This is a genomic window from Hafnia alvei, from assembly GCF_964063325.1.
Classification (GTDB): Bacteria; Pseudomonadota; Gammaproteobacteria; order Enterobacterales; family Enterobacteriaceae; genus Hafnia; species Hafnia alvei_B.
The window spans coordinates 1,483,974-1,505,339 of record NZ_OZ061315.1 but is presented as its reverse complement, the minus strand read 5'-3'; the positions used below and the strand labels follow the sequence as shown (position 1 = coordinate 1,505,339).

18 protein-coding genes are annotated in these 21,366 nt (G+C 48.0%); 9 read left to right on the top strand and 9 right to left on the bottom strand.

Features of this window, described 5'->3' with window-relative positions; all coding sequences use genetic code 11:
• Position 1: 1 nt before the first annotated feature.
• The 6 genes from mglB to AB3Y96_RS07150 all read right to left on the bottom strand — a co-directional run bounded on the left by mglB (position 2) and on the right by AB3Y96_RS07150 (position 7,598).
• Positions 2-1,000 carry a galactose/glucose ABC transporter substrate-binding protein MglB gene (gene mglB / locus AB3Y96_RS07175; RefSeq protein ID WP_072309214.1) on the bottom strand — a complete coding sequence of 333 codons (999 nt, stop codon included), beginning with the start codon at positions 998-1,000 and terminating at the stop codon, positions 2-4.
• Positions 1,001-1,335: 335 nt separating this feature from the next.
• Complete coding sequence (galS, locus tag AB3Y96_RS07170) at positions 1,336-2,334, bottom strand: HTH-type transcriptional regulator GalS (protein ID WP_367298828.1); 999 nt, start codon at positions 2,332-2,334, stop codon at positions 1,336-1,338.
• A 257-nt stretch (positions 2,335-2,591) separates the two neighbouring features.
• On the bottom strand, positions 2,592-3,740 hold the full coding sequence (gene yeiB, locus AB3Y96_RS07165; protein ID WP_367300287.1) for a DUF418 domain-containing protein YeiB: 1,149 nt from the start codon (positions 3,738-3,740) through the stop codon (positions 2,592-2,594).
• 276 nt (positions 3,741-4,016) lie between these two features.
• Positions 4,017-4,679 (bottom strand): GTP cyclohydrolase I FolE, encoded by a 663-nt coding sequence (gene folE / locus AB3Y96_RS07160; protein WP_072309212.1) that lies wholly within the window; start codon positions 4,677-4,679, stop codon positions 4,017-4,019.
• Between the two features lie 161 nt (positions 4,680-4,840).
• A complete protein-coding gene (locus AB3Y96_RS07155; RefSeq protein WP_072309211.1) occupies positions 4,841-6,001 on the bottom strand; it encodes a YbfB/YjiJ family MFS transporter in 1,161 nt (386 codons plus the stop codon).
• Between the two features lie 1,003 nt (positions 6,002-7,004).
• On the bottom strand, positions 7,005-7,598 hold the full coding sequence (locus AB3Y96_RS07150; RefSeq protein ID WP_367298827.1) for a lytic polysaccharide monooxygenase: 594 nt from the start codon (positions 7,596-7,598) through the stop codon (positions 7,005-7,007).
• 637 nt (positions 7,599-8,235) lie between these two features.
• On the opposite strand from AB3Y96_RS07150, the gene AB3Y96_RS07145 reads away from it, so the two are divergent.
• The 8 genes from AB3Y96_RS07145 to AB3Y96_RS07110 all read left to right on the top strand — a co-directional run bounded on the left by AB3Y96_RS07145 (position 8,236) and on the right by AB3Y96_RS07110 (position 15,769).
• Complete coding sequence (locus tag AB3Y96_RS07145; protein WP_367298826.1) at positions 8,236-8,733, top strand: transcriptional regulator; 498 nt, start codon at positions 8,236-8,238, stop codon at positions 8,731-8,733.
• 292 nt (positions 8,734-9,025) lie between these two features.
• Positions 9,026-9,982 (top strand): putrescine utilization regulator PtrR, encoded by a 957-nt coding sequence (locus tag AB3Y96_RS07140; RefSeq protein WP_367298825.1) that lies wholly within the window; start codon positions 9,026-9,028, stop codon positions 9,980-9,982.
• The gene (locus AB3Y96_RS07135) at positions 9,969-11,093 is read left to right on the top strand and encodes an S-(hydroxymethyl)glutathione dehydrogenase/class III alcohol dehydrogenase (protein WP_367298824.1); all 1,125 of its coding nucleotides are present in this window, start codon (positions 9,969-9,971) and stop codon (positions 11,091-11,093) included. Before AB3Y96_RS07140 ends, AB3Y96_RS07135 begins: the two co-directional genes overlap by 14 nt.
• A gap of 74 nt (positions 11,094-11,167) precedes the next feature.
• The gene (gene fghA, locus AB3Y96_RS07130) at positions 11,168-12,010 is read left to right on the top strand and encodes an S-formylglutathione hydrolase (protein WP_367298823.1); all 843 of its coding nucleotides are present in this window, start codon (positions 11,168-11,170) and stop codon (positions 12,008-12,010) included.
• 214 nt (positions 12,011-12,224) lie between these two features.
• Entirely contained in the window at positions 12,225-13,463 is a 1,239-nt protein-coding gene (gene moeA, locus AB3Y96_RS07125; RefSeq protein WP_367298822.1) for a molybdopterin molybdotransferase MoeA, read from the top strand.
• A gap of 2 nt (positions 13,464-13,465) precedes the next feature.
• Positions 13,466-14,233 carry a molybdopterin-synthase adenylyltransferase MoeB gene (gene moeB / locus AB3Y96_RS07120; RefSeq protein WP_367298821.1) on the top strand — a complete coding sequence of 256 codons (768 nt, stop codon included), beginning with the start codon at positions 13,466-13,468 and terminating at the stop codon, positions 14,231-14,233.
• Positions 14,234-14,370: 137 nt separating this feature from the next.
• A complete protein-coding gene (locus AB3Y96_RS07115) occupies positions 14,371-14,769 on the top strand; it encodes a VOC family protein (protein ID WP_072309203.1) in 399 nt (132 codons plus the stop codon).
• Positions 14,770-14,947: 178 nt separating this feature from the next.
• Positions 14,948-15,769, top strand: a complete 822-nt coding sequence (locus AB3Y96_RS07110; RefSeq protein ID WP_081329594.1) for a hypothetical protein — start codon at positions 14,948-14,950, stop codon at positions 15,767-15,769.
• Between the two features lie 69 nt (positions 15,770-15,838).
• Here AB3Y96_RS07110 and mdoH read toward each other — a convergent pair whose 3' ends face one another.
• From mdoH to AB3Y96_RS07095, 3 genes are all read right to left on the bottom strand, one after another.
• Entirely contained in the window at positions 15,839-18,388 is a 2,550-nt protein-coding gene (mdoH, locus tag AB3Y96_RS07105; protein WP_367298820.1) for a glucans biosynthesis glucosyltransferase MdoH, read from the bottom strand.
• Complete coding sequence (locus tag AB3Y96_RS07100; RefSeq protein ID WP_175421611.1) at positions 18,381-19,949, bottom strand: glucan biosynthesis protein G; 1,569 nt, start codon at positions 19,947-19,949, stop codon at positions 18,381-18,383. The genes mdoH and AB3Y96_RS07100 overlap by 8 nt, the downstream gene beginning before the upstream one ends.
• A gap of 413 nt (positions 19,950-20,362) precedes the next feature.
• Complete coding sequence (locus tag AB3Y96_RS07095; RefSeq protein ID WP_247650243.1) at positions 20,363-20,758, bottom strand: DsrE family protein; 396 nt, start codon at positions 20,756-20,758, stop codon at positions 20,363-20,365.
• A 129-nt stretch (positions 20,759-20,887) separates the two neighbouring features.
• On the opposite strand from AB3Y96_RS07095, the gene AB3Y96_RS07090 reads away from it, so the two are divergent.
• On the top strand, positions 20,888-21,262 hold the full coding sequence (locus AB3Y96_RS07090) for a MysB family protein (protein ID WP_072309201.1): 375 nt from the start codon (positions 20,888-20,890) through the stop codon (positions 21,260-21,262).
• Positions 21,263-21,366 lie beyond the last annotated feature (104 nt).

The following is a 21,366-nucleotide window of genomic DNA, read 5'->3' as shown; positions in this document are numbered from 1 at the left end:
CTTATTTTTTAATAAACTGAGACAGATTGTCCTGATCGACGCCGACATACGGAACGCGAACAATTTTATTTTCAATTTTCCAGTTGGTGCCTTCACCCGCTGGCTTGCCTTCGGCTAGATTTTTGGTCAAATCGAAGGTTGCTTTAGCTTGGTTATTGGCATCGTTCAATACCGTACCGGCCATTGCGCCTGATTTAACTAATGCCAGCGCTTCTGGCAACGCATCGACACCAAATACGGGAATCGAGGTTTTGTTGTGTGCTTTCAGTGCTTCAACGGCGCCCATCGCCATGGCATCGTTATTAGCGATAACCACTTCAATCTTGTTCGCATTTGGGCCAGACAACCATGCATCCATCTTATCTTTGGCCTGTGCGGTATCCCACATTGCCGTATCTAACTGCAATTGCTGAGTTTTAATACCTTGATCGTTGAGACTTTTCACTACATAAGTGGTACGAGCTTCGGCATCTGGGTGGCCCGGTTCGCCTTTCAGCAATACGAACTGAATCACGCCGTCTTTGTTCAGGTCCCAATTAGGATTGGCTTTCCAATGCTTACCAATCAGTTGGCCCTGAATAATGCCGGACTCTTTGGAGTCGGTACCTACGTAATACGCTTTGTCATAGCTATCCAGCGCCTTACGAGAGGGTTCTTTGTTGAAGAACACGACCGGAACATCGTTTGCCTTCGCTTTATCAATAATCGTTGGCGCAGCCGCAGGATCGACGAGGTTAATCGCCAGCCCTTTCACGCCACGCGCCATCAATACATCAACCTGATCGTTTTGTTTGGACTGATCGTTTTGTGAGTCATTCATCAGCAATTTGACGCTTGGATCTGCCTTAGCATCGTTTTCTAATGCCTTACGTACCACGGACATAAAGTTGTCGTCGTACTTATAGATGGTGACCCCAATATTGGTGGTTGCCGCCTGTGCCGCGACGCCAAACATCATGCTGGCCGCCAAAGTTGCTAAGGTAAACGTCTTCTTATTCATGTGAAGCTCCGATTGGATGTAGGGTATTTCAGCATGGATGTCCGATTTTTCAGACGCCCTTGTTTATCGTTTCCACTATCGCTGCGGCAAGAAAGCAAATACCAACGTGAACCGTTTAAAATACACATATCGTTTACATTTAGAATATCCCAGCCACTCTAGGTTTGACGCCCGAAAAACCTAGAGTATCAGGGCGATTTACACGTATGGCTGATATTTGTGATAGCGAAAACGCCACAAGAATAGACACGATTATGTTAATAATCTGTGAATGAACTCACAGATTGAAAACGGTTACATGGGCCAATCTGCTGACAAAGTGAGCTACGCCACAATTATCGAGAACCCACGCTCCAGCGCTGCACCAAGGTAGGCATAAAACAATGACCGTTGGCAGAGAGAGGCGTCTGATGAACGGACTTAAGCGCCAGCTCAGAGGCTAAAATAGCCATAGAAACAATAGGATAACGGACCGTGGTCAGTTTAGGGCTGGTATAGCGTGCAATAGGGATATCGTCGAAACCCACGATAGAGAATTGTTCAGGGATAGAAATACCATTTTCTTTTAACACGGCTAAGGCGCCGGCGGCCATAGCATCGTTATAGGCAAAAACAGCACTCAGCTGCTGATTGCGACCAAGGAGTTCCACCATCGCGGCCTCCCCGCCTTGCAGATCGGGCGAAGCATAGGCGTACCACGCTTTACCAATTTCGATATCCGCGAGTTGCATGGCGGTTTCGTATCCTTTCTGCCGCATCATTTGATCTTCAATCGGATGGTTCGAGCCTAAAAATCCAATCCGCCGGTGACCTTTATCCAGCAACAATTGCGTCGCCATTTGTCCGCCCGCCAAGTTATTCAGGCCCACACAGCGGTGTTCATAGCCAGGCACGATACGGTTGATCAACACCATACCCGGCACCTGATGCATAAACGCCACTAGCTCATCGTCTGATAGCATTTTTGCATGCACAATCAATGCATTGCAGCGCTGGCGAATCAACATTTCTATCGCTTTTCGCTCTTTGTCTGCATCGTGATAGCTGTTAGCAATCAGCAAGTTTTTGCGTTCTCGCTGGGCAACTTCATCAACGCCTTTAACTAAAGCGCCAAAGAAAGGGTCGGAAACATCCATCACCACCACACCCAACATATCGCTGCTTTGCGTGGCTAGCGCCTGCGCGTTGGCGTTCGGGCGGTAGCCGAGCTCGGCCACGGCGCTCTGTACCACCGCTTTCGTTTCAGGCGTGGTGATCGCCGTATTGTTCAAAACACGGGATACGGTAGCTACGGAAACGCCGGCCAGCCGTGCAACATCACGAATAGTGATCATGCGCGACGCTCACGGTGGCAAAGAAAAGCATAAAAATAAACACGGAATAGTGCAGGACAGCGAATGGTATTCATAGTGATCCCTGAGTCGAAAGCACGTACGTGATATGACCGCGCTATGCTACCCAGTTTTTCATCATTGCTGCGTGAAATATGTCACAGGAAAGAAAACGTTTTCATACATTTCATTAACCTTTAGCTTAACTCACGCTTTCTATCCCTATTTTTAGCGTCAAAATTCACTTGAACCGTTTTGGCTTAATCTCTGGTTTGAGCGCCAAGCGCCGTTAGTTTACGCCAAAGCCACTCAACAGGCCCCTGCTTAAAGTGACGCAGCCAAAGCACCGAGAAAACAATATTGACCAGCCATACCGCCGGAACAACCCAAAGCAATGCCGCTCTTGACCAGTGATTAAACATAGCAAATTGATAGAACAGCGTGGTGCACAGCAGCGTTTGCAACAAATAATTCGTCAACGCCATGCGTCCAACCTGCCGCAGCGCGAAGGCAAGTTTTAGCCGTGAGATTTGTGGCAAGAAGGCATAAATCAGCGAAACATAACCGATCATCATTAGCGGGACAGACAGTTCAGCAGGCACCTGAAGCAGATAGCCGCTAACGTGATATTCCCAACCATTTTGCCACTGCGCTAAGGTTGTCGGTACCTGAATGCCTAACCCCACTACCAGCGACCAAAGTGCGGTTCGCCGATAATGTCGCTGGCTGAAACTGCCGCTTAGCCAGCCGCTGCGCATTAATGCCGCACCGGCCAGCATCAGCCCCGCGAGCTGCCAACCATATTGCACCGCCAGTGCCATCAGATTTGCGCTGAGCAAATCGCTGCGATTACGCCATGCTTCCCAACCACCGTGTATTTTCCAAATGCCTTCGTACTGAATGGCGGCATATCCCGGCAGCCAAAATGCGCTCGGCTCAGGCCCTGCAATCAGCCCCAGCAACAGTAACAGCCCTAATCCAATGACATACAGCACAAGGCCGGTGCGCAGTAGCTGAAGGGTTGAAGTCGCATCGCGGATCATTCGCCAACTGATTAACCCAATCAGGCCATAGGCCAATAAAATGTCGCCATCCCAAAAGAAAATGGCATGAATTAGTCCGAATAAAACCAGCCAAGATAAACGCGCACGCAGCCAGTGTTTGCCTTTGGGCAACAATAGCTGAAGCCCTGCCCCAAACAGCAGCGCAAACATGGCTAAAAATTTGCCTTGCACGAAGATATGTAACAGACCCCACGTCAGCGTATCTGCACCATCGGGGAGGCCGTTATAAGCAGGGTTAAGATAGGCCGCTTTAGGTAAACCAAAGCCGGTGATATTCATTAAAAGAATACAAAGAATCGCCAGCCCGCGTACAAAATCCAGCGTACCAATGCGTGTTTTCAGCATGGTGGGTTTTGTTACCGCTTCGGGTTGAGAGTTTTGCAAACGCTGCAGCATAACGGCGATCCCTATAGACAGTACTTTAACGATACCCAAAATAATTCAAGTTGCTTGAAGGCGGCAAACCTGCAAATTCCCAGAAGCTTACTCCAGTAAGTGGCTGTGGTGAGCGGGTGCAGCCAACGCGTAAGCAGCTTGAAGTATGACGGGTATAGACAAAAACGCCGGCACATGGCCGGCGCTGTATCACTTCGAGTCAATCACCCGATTATTCCCACTCAATTAGCCGTGATGGCGTACCGCGCGCAAAAACTCCTGACGGGTATTCTGGCTCGATTTAAACAGCCCACCGAGCGAGGTTGTGGTTGTGGCACTGGTGGCGTCACGCACACCGCGTGCTTTCACACAATAATGGGTGGCATCAATAGATACCGCAACGTTATTGGTTCCCAACAGAGTTTGTAACGCCACCAAAATTTGCTGCGTCAAACGCTCTTGTACCTGCGGGCGCTGCGCAAAGAATTGCACGATGCGATTAATCTTCGACAGGCCAATAACGCACTCTTTAGGAATATAGGCCACCGTCGCTTTGCCATCGATGGTCACAAAATGGTGCTCACAGGTGCTGGTTAACGTGATATCCCGCACCGTGACCATCTCATCAACCTTCATCTTATTTTCAATGACGGTTATCTTGGGAAAATTCGCGTAGTCTAAGCCAGAGAAAATCTCATCAACGTACATTTTGGCAATACGGTGTGGCGTTTCCGCCAAGCTATCGTCAGACAAATCAAGATTGAGCAACTGCATGATTTCCGTCATGTGCTCTTTGATGCGCTGTTTACGTGTTTCACGATCTAACACTTCCCCTCGCAGGGGAGTTTCTAGGCCGCGAGCTTCTAGCGCCGTATGAACCAAAACTGCTTCTTTACTTAGCGATGACATCAATTCTCTCCTGCAGGTAATCTTAATTCTGAGCACAATTTGATGGTGATCACATCAGAATTTTGTCATCACTTTAGTGGAGTGCGAACGCTTTATCCAGTGATACTCTTTCAGCTATACATGAAAAACCGTCATTTGTTTAATGCATATAAAGTGTGCGGTTATCCATCAGTGCGCTCTGTTTGTGGTCTGCGCACGGGCTGGGTGCGAAAAACCAAGCCCCCCGCAACGAGTAAACCTATTGCAGCAATATACAGCGCAGGCTCTAAACGATGCGTTAGCGCCGTTGAAATAGCCGAAAGCATAGGGCCCACTAATTGGCCAACGGCGTAACCGGTGGTCAGCAACCCTGCCATATAACGAATGTGCGAAGGAGCCAACTCACGGCCATATTGCAGCGAAAGTTGAACTACGCATAAGAATCCGCCGCCGGTCAGTAATGCTCCTAATACCAACCCACTGACTCCAGGGATCGTTTCCGTGAACAAAATGCCTAATGCTTGGATCCACAGTACGATCGCTAAGCGTTGCTGAGTCAGCAGCCAGCGACGCGTCAAAATCCCCAAACCAATCCCCACCACGGCGGCAAAGCCAAATACTGGCCAAACAAACTGGGCAAATAGGCTATCGGGAAAACGGGCATGAGCCATTTGTGATAAAAACGTCGCCGGTAAAATATAGCCGAATCCAGCCAGACTGTAGCTCCACACAAGTCGTTTAAGTGCTGGCGTTAATACTAAAGGCTGAGCAGGCACGTCAGGGCGATGCAGCTCCCCTGCTCTTGGTAAGAAACGGGCGATAAAACCGATGAGCACCAGCGCTAACACACCATAAACCAGCCACGCCTGAGCCGCATCGAGATTGAGCGCGCTAATTCCGACCGATAGCATTCCACTGATAAAAATACCGGCGCCGGGGCCGGCAAACACCGCGGCAGCAAGATTTGGTTTTCCGAAATGAGCCAAACGTTCATTCGTCCATGCGGCCACCAACACCATTGCCCATCCGCTCGCCCAGCCAACCATAAAACGAATTAAGCTATGCCACCAAAAACCGCTTACGCAGGCTGAAAGCAGAGTTAAAAACACCGCTCCCCAGAGCCCAAGCTGTAGCCGCCGTTCAACCTGTCTGCTCGCACGCATGGCATCAAAAGCACCGGCCAAATAGCCCAGATAGTTAAGCGCAGCCACTAGGCCCGCCCCTGTCAGTGAAAACTGATGCTCCGCAATCATCAATGGAACTTGGGGCGTGAAAGCAAACCGCCCGATTCCCATTGCCACGACCAAGGCTAAAAAACCGCTTAATGCGATACGCACTGCCATTGCAGGATCTCCATCCCTATCACGCTTGATGATAGGTAATTGTTAAATAATTTGTTGCTATATTGCCTTGCCAAGCAAGTCTCAAAAAGTGAATAATTATAATTAAGTTATTCACGATAAGAGAATAATTATGAATCTTAACCAACTCCGCATGCTCTGTAGCGTAGTTGAAACTGGCTCAGTTGGTTCAATCAAGATAGATAAGAATTTTTTGGAAGATGAGATATTTTAAGTTGAGGCGCTCTAGGTAAAATGTTAGATGGCTTCATCATTGTCCGAATAAAAATAGCCTTACAACGGTACGCACGATTGTAAATACGCAGCATGTAATAAGGCTAAAAAGTAATTCCCATCGCTATTTATTCATATTTTGATGACTGTTTTTAATAGCGCTGGTTGGATAACCTTATTTTCATTATCCGTTATTTTAACGCTGAAGAAAAAACGCTGGTGTAGTCACCAGAGGCTTTTGATTAGGGTTACCGCTAGTGAATAGATCAACATAACCCTAAGAGGAAGGGTCATCACGATTGAATGACCACATGCCAATAAAGCTCATACCATTTACTTTACAAAGTTGGATAGGGTTTTAGCATCGGCTAATGAGAACATCGCATTGGTATCACCATTTAGGCCAATCATGGGGGGCAATGGCCGTTCTAGCGTAAAGCTCAGAGGCAGTCACCCCACACAGCATTCACGATAACATCAACATAGGGAGTAATAATCTTCGACATAATAGTATCCTGTTTAAATTAAAAATATTATTTCCGCCATATCTCATGACGGTACCGTTAGCGTTTATGCGCCAAATAATTCAATTCACATTGAAGCGAAAAGCGACCACATCCCTATAATATTAATTCAAATAAGTGATTCGACTGTAAAAATACAGGCAACAAAAATACAACTTGAAATATGACAATTATATTACTCAATTCTTAGAGGCAGATTAGCAGTCTCTAAAAAAACACATATCGAATCACTTTAAGTAGAGTTTTAATTAATCAGTAATGTTTACATCAATTGCTTGATAAAATGCATTGGTAGTATCTTCAATATTCCAAACAGCCAGAATAACTTGATAGCCCGTATTACCTGTTGGAATAGTACACTTATGGGTCACAGTCTGATCAGGCATGGCACCATTATCATTAAACTGACAAAACGGCTTGAGATTGAAATCCGCACGTGTCAGTGGCTTCGCATTATTCCAGCCTGGCTTGGTTAGATAATATTTCCAGCTTGAGGTTTTATGCTGTGCGGTTAGATTCCATACAAACGTATTATCCCCGCTTTTAATTGAGGTTTTTACCCAACGGGTTGGGCTTTGACTATCTAAGTCGCCAAAGTTGTCTTTACCGCCACTAGCCAGGTGACCATCAGCAGGTCCGCCAGAAGGAAATTGCCCCTGTCCTTCAATACTTTGTGGTTCATATTGGACTGAGCCACAATCATGATTAACACCTTGTTGGCACTGATAGGCTCGACTTGGTGGAGAAGTCACATACCCATGAGCATAAGAACCTTGGCAATACAGCATAATACCGGCAGCCAGCACTGAAGTTGAAATTAACGCGTGTAATTTCTTGTTCATATTTTTTTCCTTATTAACTGAGTAACTTATTTGATGTGAAAAATAGAATTATTTCGCACAACCCCAGTTAACAATAAAAACACACCAAGAAAAATAAAATTTAATATATTAAAATTTAAAAACAATTTAACGCTTCAATATTAATATTTTTAAAATATTAATAATTTTATTTTAATTAAATAATTCACTACCAAAGATATTTAAATAAACATAATTTTAAAATTAAATACATGAATTTTTCGTTAATCATGCATCATTACCTGACGCCCACATTCACACACTAAACATATGGATATTAGAGGGGGATGTTGTTGCCGCTGTATCCACGCAGAAATAGCCAAAAAGTTAATTAATCACGTCTCCTGTAAAGAATATTTTTTGTCTATTATCATAGTGATATCGTTATTTTAACATTATCAATAACACGAGTGAATATTTTACTGCTAATGATCTTTTGCATGTATGTATAAACAAAATATAAATTATTATGTGACAATTCACTTGAGATATTCACAATAAATAAAGTAAGATTTTTAGTACATTCACAGAAAGAGACAAATCATGAAAGTTCAAAAAAATAATACCCAATGCCATAACAAGCATCTATTTTACGTGTTCTATACCTGAGAGGTAGATTATGTTAATGCTAAACGAAAGATGCCACATTGATCTTAGCAATCAATGTATATGCTATGACGATAGCTATATTCATTTATCTTATATGGAAATCATGCTGCTAAAACTCTTGATTAAACATGCTGATAAAATATTAACGAAGGAAGAGGTTATTGCTGAGCTATGGCCTGACGATGCTGAAAACCACGAATACATAGATAATTTATCACAATTAATTCATAGAGTTAGACGAGTACTTGCTATTTGTGGGTTAAAAAACACCATATTAACAGTAAGAAATAAGGGATATCGTTTTTCGCTTACCTCCTGTAAAGACATAGCCATGGGAAAACAGGAAGATATACAGCTGTTGCTCCCCTCTTCAGAGGAAAAGCATGGTTATAATAGAAGCGAATTAATAATAAATATCATGCAACAACAGTACGATATAAGGTTTATATGCTATTTTAATATCGTTTTATTCATTACCGTCATAAGCCATTATTTTTCTTTACTTTGATAACTATTTTATTATTTAAAATACAATAAGAAAAAAACAGCCAACACCTAATAACTATCTTTATCATAACTAGATTTACGAAATGTGTTTTATAAGCCCCAACGATACCGTGTACATGATCACCATCTTCCGCACCATTACACTTTTAATCTTATATTGTCATATCCGCTATCAGCTGGGTTTGTCACCCCCCTGCAACGTCAATAAATTTGATTTCATACAAACTCTGCTTGCAAAAGCATCATGAAAAGTGAATATTTTATATAAAATTATTCACGTTAAGAGAACGAGTATGGATCTTACCCAACTCCGCATGTTCTGTAGCGTAGCTGAAACTGGCTCGGTTGCTCGCGCAGCGGAGCTACTTCATCGCGTTCCTTCTAACCTGACCACCCGTTTACGTCAGCTAGAGCAAGAGCTGGGCACCGATCTGTTCATTCGAGAAAAACAGCGCTTACGCCTTTCACCGATGGGGCATAACTTTCTCAACTATGCCAAGCGAATTCTGGCGCTCAGCGATGAAGCAATGAGCATCACCCATGCCGGAGAACCGGCGGGGAGCTTTGCGTTAGGCTCAATGGAAAGCACCGCTGCAACGCGTTTACCGACGTTATTGGCGGCCTATCACCAACGTTATCCTCAGGTGGCACTCTCGTTGGTGACGGGGACTTCGGGGGAGATTACGGAGAAAGTGCGTGCGGGAACACTTACCGCAGGATTAGTCGACGGTCCGCTCAATCATGATGAGTTGAACGGCTGCATCGCTTTTCGTGAAGAGATGGTCGTTATTTCCAGCCTTGAACACCCACCGATTACGCGCGCTAAAGACGCCGCCAATGAAACGCTGTTTGCCTTTCGGCCTAGCTGCTCGTATCGCCTGCGCTTTGAGTCGTGGTTTCAGCAAGATGGCGCCGTACCCGGTGCAATTATGGAAATTCAGTCTTACCACGCCATGTTGGCCTGCGCCGCCAGCGGTGCCGGTATTGCGATGATCCCACGCTCGGTTCTATCCCTTTTACCCGGTCATGAACGCGTGGCCGTACACGCATTGCCTGATGATATCGCTCAAACCGCCACATGGCTTATCTGGCGACGCGATGCGTTTAATCCCAATATCCGTGCGCTTAAAATGCAAATCATTGAGCAAGAGCGCGTAGCAGAACAGTCAGTGACTATTGATATTCCCGCGTCAGAGCACGCCATCGTCTTACATCAAAAAGAACCAGGAGCACACCATGCAAATGATTAAAACTCGCGCCGCCGTCGCTTGGGGGCCAAATCAGCCATTAACCATCGAAGAAGTTGATTTGATGCCGCCTCAAAAAGGCGAGGTTTTGGTTCGCATTGTCGCCAGCGGAGTGTGCCATACCGACGCGTATACCCTATCAGGGAAAGACCCGGAAGGCGTGTTCCCTGCGATCTTGGGCCATGAAGGTGCGGGCATCGTTGAGGCCGTGGGCGAAGGCGTGACCACCGTCGCCGTGGGCGATCATGTGATCCCGCTCTATACGCCGGAATGTGGCAAATGTAAGTTCTGCCTGTCAGGCAAAACTAATCTGTGCCAAGCCATTCGTGAAACTCAGGGCAAAGGCTTGATGCCAGACGGCACAACGCGTTTCTCCAAGGACGGCAAGCCAATTTTCCACTATATGGGCACATCGACGTTCTCTGAATACACCGTTGTGCCAGAAATTTCCTTGGCTAAAATCAGCAAGGAAGCTCCGCTGGAAGAAGTTTGTTTACTGGGCTGCGGCGTAACCACCGGTATGGGCGCCGTCGTCAACACCGCTAAAGTTAAGCCTGGCGACAGCGTGGCGATCTTTGGTCTGGGCGGTATCGGTCTGTCTGCCATCATTGGTGCCAAAATGGCAGGCGCGGGACGTATCATCGGTGTCGATATCAACACGGACAAATTTGAACTGGCTCGCAAGTTAGGCACAACCGACGTCATTAATCCAAAAGATTACGATAAACCAATTCAGCAAGTTATCGTCGAACTGACCGATGGCGGCGTCGATTTCTCCTTTGAGTGTATCGGCAACGTAGACGTAATGCGCTCTGCGCTTGAATGCTGCCATAAAGGTTGGGGCGAGTCGGTTATTATCGGCGTTGCGGGCGCGGGCGAAGAGATCTCGACCCGTCCATTCCAACTGGTGACCGGTCGCGTATGGCGCGGTTCCGCATTCGGCGGCGTTAAAGGCCGCACTCAGTTGCCGGGTATCGTACAGCGCTATATGGACGGCGAGTTTGCCCTCAACGATTTCATTACCCACACCATGAGCTTGGATGACATTAACCAAGCCTTTGATCTTATGCATGAAGGTAAGTCGATTCGTACCGTCATTCACTTTGACCGCTAGTCAAAGCGAATAACGGATATACCCAAAATAATGGGCGCGATGCTTACGCCCATTATCTCGGATAGGAGAACGTCGTGAATTCACTGGAACTGTTAGAAGAGCATCGTCTGTTTAATGGCTGGCAGCAACGCTATCGCCACGCATCTGATGCACTCAACTGTCTAATGACATTTAGCATCTATTTGCCTCCCACAGCCGACGACGCACCGCCGCCGGTACTGTATTGGCTGTCAGGCTTAACCTGCAATGACGAAAATTTCTCCACTAAGGCGGGCGCACAGCGCATTGCGTCTGAGCTAGGTTTAGCATTAGTGATCCCAGATACCAGCCCGCGCGGCGATGAAGTGCCTAACGATGCGGGTTACGATCTGGGACAAGGGGCTGGTTTTTATCTCAACGCCACGCAGGCGCCGTGGAATAGCCACTATCGAATGGATGACTACATCACGCAGGAGCTACCAACGCTTATTCGTGAACATTTCAACGTCAGTGATAAACAGTCCATCAGCGGTCACTCGATGGGCGGACATGGCGCTCTGACGTTGGCATTACGTAATCCACATCAGTATTCGTCGGTGTCTGCCTTTGCGCCTATCGTTAACCCAACGCAGGTACCTTGGGGACGCAAAGCCTTCGCGGCCTACTTGGGCGACGATCGGTCGCTTTGGCAGCGCTATGACAGCTGTTGCCTGATTGCGCAGCAAAAGCCAACGTTCCCGATCCTCATCGATCAGGGTGATGACGATCAGTTTTTAGCGGATCAATTACAACCCGCCAAACTTGCCGAATTAGCTCGTCAGCACGAATGGTCGCTCCGATTACGGATCCAACCGGGCTATGACCATAGCTACTTTACTATCGCGACGTTTATTGAAGATCATCTACGCTTCCATGCCGAACACCTTGGCTTAGCGTAATGTGGGTGAGATTTCATTCACGCTGAATTTCATGGCCGCACCTGCGGCCATTTTTAATGATGACTATCGATATATCCTTCTGAACCTACCTACGCGGACTATAAGCGGGCTACGCGGGCGTTCTCCCCTTCTTCGATTTCTGCCATAATAGCCGCATTATTTATTCCCTCCTGAGCTGAGATCGGCTGTCGGGAACCCTGCACGGAGCCAACCGATGGATTGTTACAACACCTCTGATTTGATTTCTATTGAGCAAGCGCTGGAAAAACTGCTTTCACAAACATCAGCCATTTCCGATGTTGAAGACGTGGCGCTGACCGATGCCGCTGGCCGTATCACTGCGCTTCCCATTATTTCTCCGTTAAATGTTCCTCCGTTTGCTAACTCGGCGATGGACGGATACGCGGTTCGTTTGCAAGACATCACGCCAGACGCCGTGCTTCCTGTTGCAGGCAAAGCTTTTGCAGGCAGCCCGTTCAGCGGTGAATGGCCAGCAGGCAGCGTCATTCGTATTATGACAGGCGCGCCCGTACCGGCTGGAGCCGATGCGGTTATCATGCAAGAGCAGGCTGAACTCAGCGAACAAGGCGTGCGTTTTACAGCGATGCCAGTGCAGGGGCAAAATATCCGTTTGGCCGGGGAAGATATTCGCCAAGGCGCTGAAGTATTAGCTGCCGGCGTACGTTTAGGCACCGCCGAACTTCCTCTATTGGCATCTTTGGGTATTGCTCAAATTAAGGTCGTACGTAAGCTGAAAGTCGCTCTGTTTTCAACCGGCGACGAATTACAGCCGGTGGGAACCCCACTGCAAGAAGGCCAGATTTACGACACTAACCGCTTTGCCGTGCGTTTAATGCTTGAGCAAATGCACTGCGAGATTATCGATCTCGGCATTATCCGCGACGATCCACAGGCGCTGCGCGAGGCCTTCAAAGCGGGCGATCTGCATGCTGATTTATTGATTAGCAGCGGCGGTGTTTCCGTTGGCGAAGCCGATTTCACTAAGCAAATTTTAGATGAAGTCGGGAAAATCAGTTTCTGGAAACTGGCCATGAAGCCGGGTAAACCGTTCGCTTTTGGCCAACTTAATCGCGCACTGTTCTGCGGCCTGCCGGGCAACCCCGTTTCAGCCGTAGTGACGTTCTATCAGCTGGTGCAACCGCTGATTGCGCATCTTTCTGGCGATACCCACTGGCAGCCACCGGCGCGCTTAAAAGCCAAGGCGATAACTCCGCTGAAAAAATCACCGGGGCGTTTAGATTTCCAGCGCGGCATCGTCAGCGCAAATGCTCAGGGCGAGCTAGAGGTGCGTACCACCGGACATCAGGGTTCACACGTCTTCAGCTCATTTACCCTTGGCAATGCTTTCATTGTTTTAGAGCGCGAGCGCGGCTCGGTCAAAGCTGGTGAGTTAGTCGATGTCGAACTATTTAATCCGCTGCTGAGATTTTAAGCATGAGCAAAGAGATCCCCGAAGAGCTTAGCGATGCTGAGATGATGCGATATAACCGCCAGATCGTGCTGCGCGGTTTTGATTTCGACGGGCAGGAAAAGCTAAAAACATCGCATGCGCTAATTATTGGCTTGGGTGGTTTAGGCTGCCCTGCAAGCCAATATCTGGCGGCGGCTGGCGTGGGTACCCTGACGCTTGTCGACTTCGATACGGTATCTCTTTCTAACTTGCAACGCCAAATCTTGCACCGCGATTCACGAATCGGGATGCCAAAAGTCGAGTCGGCACGTTTGTCGCTCCAAGAGATTAACCCTCATACGCAGATACACATCGTTGATGCCGTGCTAGAGGATAGCGGTCTCACCGCGCTTATCGCACAGGCTGACGTTGTTCTCGACTGTACGGATAACGTGGAGATTCGCGATCGTCTTAATCGCTTGTGCTTCAATTTGCATAAGCCGTTGGTATCCGGTGCCGCTATCCGCATGGAAGGGCAAGTCAGCGTATTTACCTATCAAGACGATGAGCCTTGCTATCGTTGTTTAAGCCGCTTATTTGGTGCTAACGCCCTCACCTGTGTGGAAGCGGGTGTAATGTCGCCATTGGTCGGGATTATTGGGGCTACGCAGGCGATGGAAGCCATTAAGCTATTGGCTCATTTCGGCACGGTTCCCTGTGGGCGGCTGATGATGTACGACGCCATGAGCTCTCAGTGGCGTTCGATGACGCTACCTAAAAACCCTGCCTGCGAAGTGTGCGGTCACGCATAACCGATCTGGTCTGTGCTCCTATCTGTTGCGTAAATGTTGAATAACATCAGAGTAAAACGTTATGGTGGCTGAATAACGTTTTATTCTTCGATATCGTTTTCACTCATATTCGCATCATTTTTTGGAGCCGCCTGCCCATGCTTAAACTCTCCGCGCTGGATCATTTAGTCCTCACCGTTGCTAATATCGATAAATCCGTACAGTTTTATCAGCAGGTTCTGGGGATGGGCGTTGAAACCTTTGGCAGCGAAGGCCGTACGGCGCTCACGTTTGGTGAGCAAAAAATCAATCTTCACGCGGCTAAATCCCCTTTTCGTCCACATGCTAAACATCCAACGCCGGGCAGCGCCGATCTCTGCTTTATTACGGCGCAGCCATTGCAGGAAGTGGTTTTATGGGTGATTGGCTGCGGCGTCGAGATTATTGAAGGGCCAGTAACCCGCACCGGCGCCACCGGGAAAATTAGTTCTATTTATTTGCGCGACCCAGACGGCAATCTGATTGAAATCGCGAATCGACTATCAACACCTCAATAATTATCGCTCAGGGCCGTGAATTCCTACCGCATAGCCCATTCAGTCCCTCTTCTATTTCTAGCCTAGTGTATGATTAATTAAGACACGTTTGCATCACTGATAGTCACGATAAATTGTGCCTGACGACGATTTTCTCTAGGCGCGATTTAGCTAAATCATACCGCAACAAGGAGCATGAATGCGGCCCCCAGAGACTTTACTCGCTGCTGCAACGCTACTCGCCGTTGTGTTATTACCGTCTGGCGCGATAGCGGCTCCACCGATTATTGGCAATTCTCACATTGTGCGTTCCAACAATATTATCTTGATGGAAGGCGATATCGTTGGCCCAGCCAAAAGCTATCATCAATACGTTATCGGTCCAGAGAGCCAAGATACGCTGCGCGATATCAGCATCGAGTTTGCTCGTAACGGACAAATCGAGGCCGCCAGCCAAAGCTACGGTCCCAACCCCGTTTGGGAAAGTCGCTTAATGCTGGATGATATTGGTTGGATGAGTCGCAGCGTAGTGATGGTCCAAACCAGCAATGAGCAAGATGTTTCGCAGCTCATCAGCGCCTATAAAATGGACGATCGTGGCCGGATTGTGAAGGTGACCGAAGTTGAAGCTGGCGACAACACTATCGGCATTACTAATCAGTACTATTTTTACACGCCTGACGATCAGGTGCGTTTCTACGTTGCCGTTGGCCGTAATCCTGGATTTGGTATGTATCTGTATCGTCCCGATGGACGATTAGAGAAAGTCGTGAAAAACGACAATGACACCCTTTCAACCTTTACCGATAACGGCAAGGATCTCAGCTCTATCACCAAAACGCCTCATGTTACCTATATCACCGAGTGCCAAAAATGGGATAACAGCGGGAACTGTATACTGTCAGAGAAACAGGAAATCATCAGCTTTGATTACCAAGGCGAGCTTAAAAGCATCACATCACGTTTTATGCTCCAGCAAGACATCTTGTACTACCCGCCCCATCGCGCCGCTCATCCTTAGTCGCGAGACAAAAAAAGGGTGTTTGCTTTTTGGCAAACACCCTTTTCTCATTTTAGCTTAGCTAAGCGGTTAAGCCACTGGCTTCAGCGCCTGATAAGCCTGAGTCCACTGTGGATAGCGTTCTGGCGTGCTCCACACTAACTGATGCAGACGAGCCAACGTAACAGGATCGCTCAGCAGCGCCAAACGCTCGTCTCGGCTAAGCTCCTGAGGCCCCGTGCTCAACGCTTTTTCTACGCGCTCTTCACGCGCTTTTGCAATTGCAGCATGCGCATGATGACGAGAAGTTGCCATCGCGGTAGCCAGTGCATTGTACGCAGGATCAAACACCGCACGCAGGAAGCCATGATCGAGTTCACGCTTGTTGTTAAGCTCAACGTAACGCTCGGTCGCCACCATCTCAACCGGAGGAGAATACTCTTCAGGGATCAAGAAGATCTTGGCTCGTTTGCACTTCACGCCCAGCGTGCGACGGCTAGTAATAACCGACACCACTGGCGAAAGGATCAACGACACCACGATCGGTGACAGCCACCAGAGGAAACGCAGATCCAACACCGCAACGCCACCCGCCCAGATAAGGCCGAGTAAACACTGCGAACCGTGGCGACGGAAAGCTTCACTCCATGGCGTCGCATCATCATCACGCTGCGGTGACTGCCAGGTGATTGACCAGCCAAGGAACGCGCTCACCACAAATACGGTATGGAAAATCATACGTACCGGTGCCAGCAGCACAGAGAACAACATCTCCAGCAACATAGAAATTAGCAGGCGGAACGAACCACCGTACTCTTTCGCACCCTTAGCCCAAATCAGCACCACTGACAGCAGTTTTGGCAGGAATAACAGCACCAAGGTGGTTGAGAACAGCGCAATCGCCAGTTCAGGACGCCACTGCGGCCAAACAGGGAATAGCTGCCGCGGCTGCAGGAAGTACTGCGGCTCCATCAGCGTATGCACCACCTGCAGCGCCGTTGAAAGCACCAAGAACATAAACCATAGCGGTGCCGACAGATATGACATCACGCCCGTCAGGAACACCGCACGGTGAACCGGGTGCATCCCTTTCACCAAGAAGAGGCGGAAGTTCATCAGGTTACCCTGGCACCAACGACGGTCACGCTTAAGCTCATCTAGCAGGTTCGGTGGTAATTCCTCGTAGGAACCCGGCAGGTCATAGGCAATCCACACCCCCCAACCAGCACGACGCATCAATGCGGCTTCCACAAAGTCATGTGACAAAATGGAACCAGCAAAGGTACCGCTGCCCGGCAACGGTGCCAACGCACAGTGTTCGATAAACGGCTTCACTCGAATAATGGCGTTGTGGCCCCAATAATGGGATTCACCTAACTGCCAGAAATGCAGACCTGCGGTAAATAATGGCCCGTATACACGCGTTGCAAACTGCTGAATACGCGCATACATAGTGTCCATACCGGTTGCCTTCGGCGCAGATTGAATAATCCCCGCGCTTGGGTTGGCTTCCATCAGACGAACCAAATTGGTTAAGCAATCGCCGCTCATCACGCTATCGGCATCAAGAATAACCATGTAGCTGTATTCTCCGCCCCAACGACGGCAGAAGTCATCGATGTTACCGGATTTACGTTTCACACGACGACGACGACGGCGATAGAAAATACGCCCTTCACCGCCGACTTCTTTGCAAATCTCCATCCATGCTTTTTGCTCAGCTACGCAAATATCAGGGTCGTAGCTGTCGCTCAGCACAAAGATGTCAAAATGCTCGATTTGTCCTGTCGCCACCACCGATTCGTAGGTCGCACGCAGCCCTGCAAATACGCGGGATACGTCTTCGTTACAAATAGGCATGATAAGTGCGGTGCGATGCTTCGGATTGAGCGCTTCGTCCCCGACCGTCGTGGCCGAAATACTGTATTTATCGCGGCCAATCAAGAGCTGAAGGAAGCCCATCAGCGCCGTCCAGAAACCGGCCGACACCCAACAGAAGAGAATGGCAAACAGCACCAATATTCCAAACTGAAGAACATAGGGCAGCAGCTCCATCACCGACTGCATGATCGGTTTCTCCAGCATTGAGGCTGGATCGATCCACTCCCACCCTTGATACGGCAGAATGGTTTTCATGTACCACGTGGCAATCACTGTCTGGGTTAGCATCAGGATCAGCAAAATCCAGCGGCGCATTGAGCCCACTTTACGCCAGCGTTTATCAGCCTCGGCCTCTGCCGCGGTTTTAAACTGGTGTTTCGGCGGCTGCGTTCTACCTAGTAGGCCATCCCACATGCGGCCAACCGGATTGGTACGCCACTTTTCAGGAAACATCGACGTACGTTTGATGGTTGGCATTGCTTTGATCGCAGTTCGTCCTGCCGCATCTTTTGTCAGCAATGCTTTTTCTTCCAGCGTATCCGACCAGCCCATTTCAAGACGTGATTCAACTGAACAAAGAGGCGCATCGAGCGCCTCTAAATCCGACAGTTGAACATCGTCTGAGGCCAGCGACCTATGCACCGCATCCACAGAAACTTCCTGTGATGCGGTCATTTGCTGCCTGAGCGCGGCTTCTTGCTCCGCACTCATCGCCAATGCCTTTAGATAGGCATCGGCATTCTCAGTAGACTTATTCATTGGCAGGTAACTGATAGCTCCAGATTTCACTCAGCGGTTTATCTTCTTTAATGAGATAAGCGCGCATCTCAACCGGTTTTTTGTTGTCGATAACGTTGAAGCGTAGCGTCAGACGCCAGCCGCCGGTTACCGGGTTGTAACGTAAATCGTTCTGCACCAGTTTAGTGTTGTCATCCGTTGTCACCTGAGTGGTTACAGGCGCATCAGGCGTCAACGCTTTCAGTGCTGGACCAACAAAGTCAACAATCAGCGCAGTTGTGCCGTCAGGCTCACGAATCAGGTTAGACTGCTTCACATCACCGGTTGAACGCATAGTCTGCTTAACCCACGCTAACGCAGGGTCATGCAATTTTGCTTCATCACGAGTGAAGTGTAGACGGTAATCCAGATTAATAGGTTTTCCGACGTCTGGCAGGCTTGCTGGGATCCAGAATGCAACGATGTTATCGTTGGTTTCATCGGCGGTTGGAATTTCCACCAGCTGAACTTTACCTTTACCCCAAACACCGCGTGGTTCAACCCAAGCGCCCGGACGCAGATCGTAACGATCGTCTAGGTCTTCGTACTGAGAGAAATCACGAGTACGCTGCAGCAGGCCAAAACCTTTCGGGTTTTCAACGCTGAAAGTGCTCACGGACAGATGTTTAGGATTGTTCAGTGGACGCCAAATCCATTCGCCGTTACCTGCATGAATCGACAGGCCTTCAGAGTCGTGCAGCTGTGGTCGATAATTAGTGTTAGTAGATGGCTGGTTTGAACCAAACAGATACATGCTGGTTAACGGCGCCATGCCCAGCACGCCCACTTTATCGCGCAGGTAAACACGAGACTGCACATCAACCACGGTGTCAGTACCCGGAGTCACAATCATGCGGTATGCGCCAGTCGCACGTGGAGAATCCAACAGCGCGTAAATCACCAAGTGTTTATCTTTTGCTTTCGGGCGCTCAATCCAGAATTCGCGGAAGCGCGGGAACTCCTCACCAGACGGCAGTGCGGTATCGATAGCCAAACCACGCGCAGAAAGACCATAGACTTGGCCTTTACCCACAACGCGGAAATAGCTTGCGCCCAACATGCTCATGATTTCATCGTTTTTACCCGCCTGATTGATCGGATAAACCACTTTGAAACCCGCAAAGCCCAGATCTTTCACGGCCTCTGGGTCGTGTTTCACTGAGCCAAAATTAAAGTAGTCTGGGTTATATTTGATCTGACGAACCGATGTTGCCGTCACTTCATTGATCTTAACCGGCGTATCGAAATACATACCCTGATGGTAGAACTCTAATTTGAATGGAGTTTTAAGGTTATTCCAATAGGGTTTGTCATGATTGAATTGGATTTGCTGATAGTCAGCAAACTTCATCTCACGAAACTCTGAAGGCAGATTGCTTTTAGGTGCCTTGAAAGACTCCCCTGCCAGAGATTGTGCTTTTTTTGCAACATCATCTAGCGAAAACGCCCATGCCTGTGTTGTTGCGAGCATCAGAAATACTGATGCAGCCAGCCCTGTTAAAGCGCGAAACTTGGGCCGGGTGGTTAATAAATGTGTTAGCACATACCCCCCTGATGGTGCTCTACGAAACGAAGAACTCAGTAATAAATTGGTTTGTTGGAAGCATAGTAATTGATTACTCACCCCGTCGACAACAACCTAATAAGGGTTGCAACCCAATAGGATTGAATTTAATTATACCCAACGTCAATCAGAATTAAATTAGCATTTAAAATCAAAATGTTACATTAAGTGTTTTTTAGGAAGATCCCTAATAAAGGCTTGATTGTGCAAGATAAAAATTTCACTGAATAAATTTAGACCAGCCAGCCATAGCGCCGCCATTAATAGAAAAAAGCTGCTTTTTTATCCACAATTCTGATTGACCAATTCATTAATTAAGAAAGTAAAAGCGATATAAACACGATTGCTTAAGTGACGTAACGTTTATCCGCGTCGCCGAATAGAAGTATCCGCTAAGGTTTGATGTAAAAATAACCTTCTTGCTGATGTTCCACCAGCGCCAATATTCCTGCAGAAACTGAGTTCACCCCCATCAGTAACCGGTCCAGTGTGATGCTATTCGCCCGCATCGCATTCTCGCAGGCCAGTAAAATAACGTTGGCCTGCTGCAACGTCTCCCAATTTGGCGACTCATCACTGTCAGCAATCAACGTGCTGATGGCTGAACCGGTAAACACAATATGAATATCGGTATATTTGCCGTTGCGCGCTTTCAACAGATTCGTTGCGCTGTTAAACGCTGGAATGCAGTGCGTTGATTCTGAAACATGGAATACAACTTTCATTTTAGTCATCATTTTTTCTGTAAAAGAGGCTTGAACCATAGCAGCCAGAGAAGTCAAAGTCATGATTGAGCACATATCTTGCCAACAGGGTGCACAAAAAAATCTTGCCGTTTTCTTGCACCTTTGCAGAAATTATCAACAATTGATATTTGAACTCAAACTTCATAACCACCACCAATAGCGAGAAACATCATGGACATGTATCTAACCTTAGATGAAGCTATCGACGCCGCCCGCGAAGCCTATTTAGCCGATCACGAAAACAGCGATGACGCCTCCCAGGTCGCACAGCTCAATTTGCAAAAATATGTCATGCAAGACGGTGAAATCATGTGGCTAGCTGAATTCCACGCCACCGAAGATGAAGGCGGAGATGGAGTGCCGCTCTTTAACGGCGAAGCGGCTCAGGCCATTTTTGATAATGACTATGATGAAGTAGAGATTCGTGAAGAGTGGATTACTGAGAATACGCTCTACGAATGGGATGAAGACGACTTCCAGTACGAACCGCCGTTAGACACCGAAGAAGGTGAAACCGCCTCAGACGAGTGGGAAGAGCAAAATTAACCCCGCTTTGCTATCGACAAAACAGTTCCCCCGCTATCGCAGAGCGCATCTGCGATAGATTGATTTTCGCCTATAGGCGAGCGCCCTCCCCGCTTCTCATTACG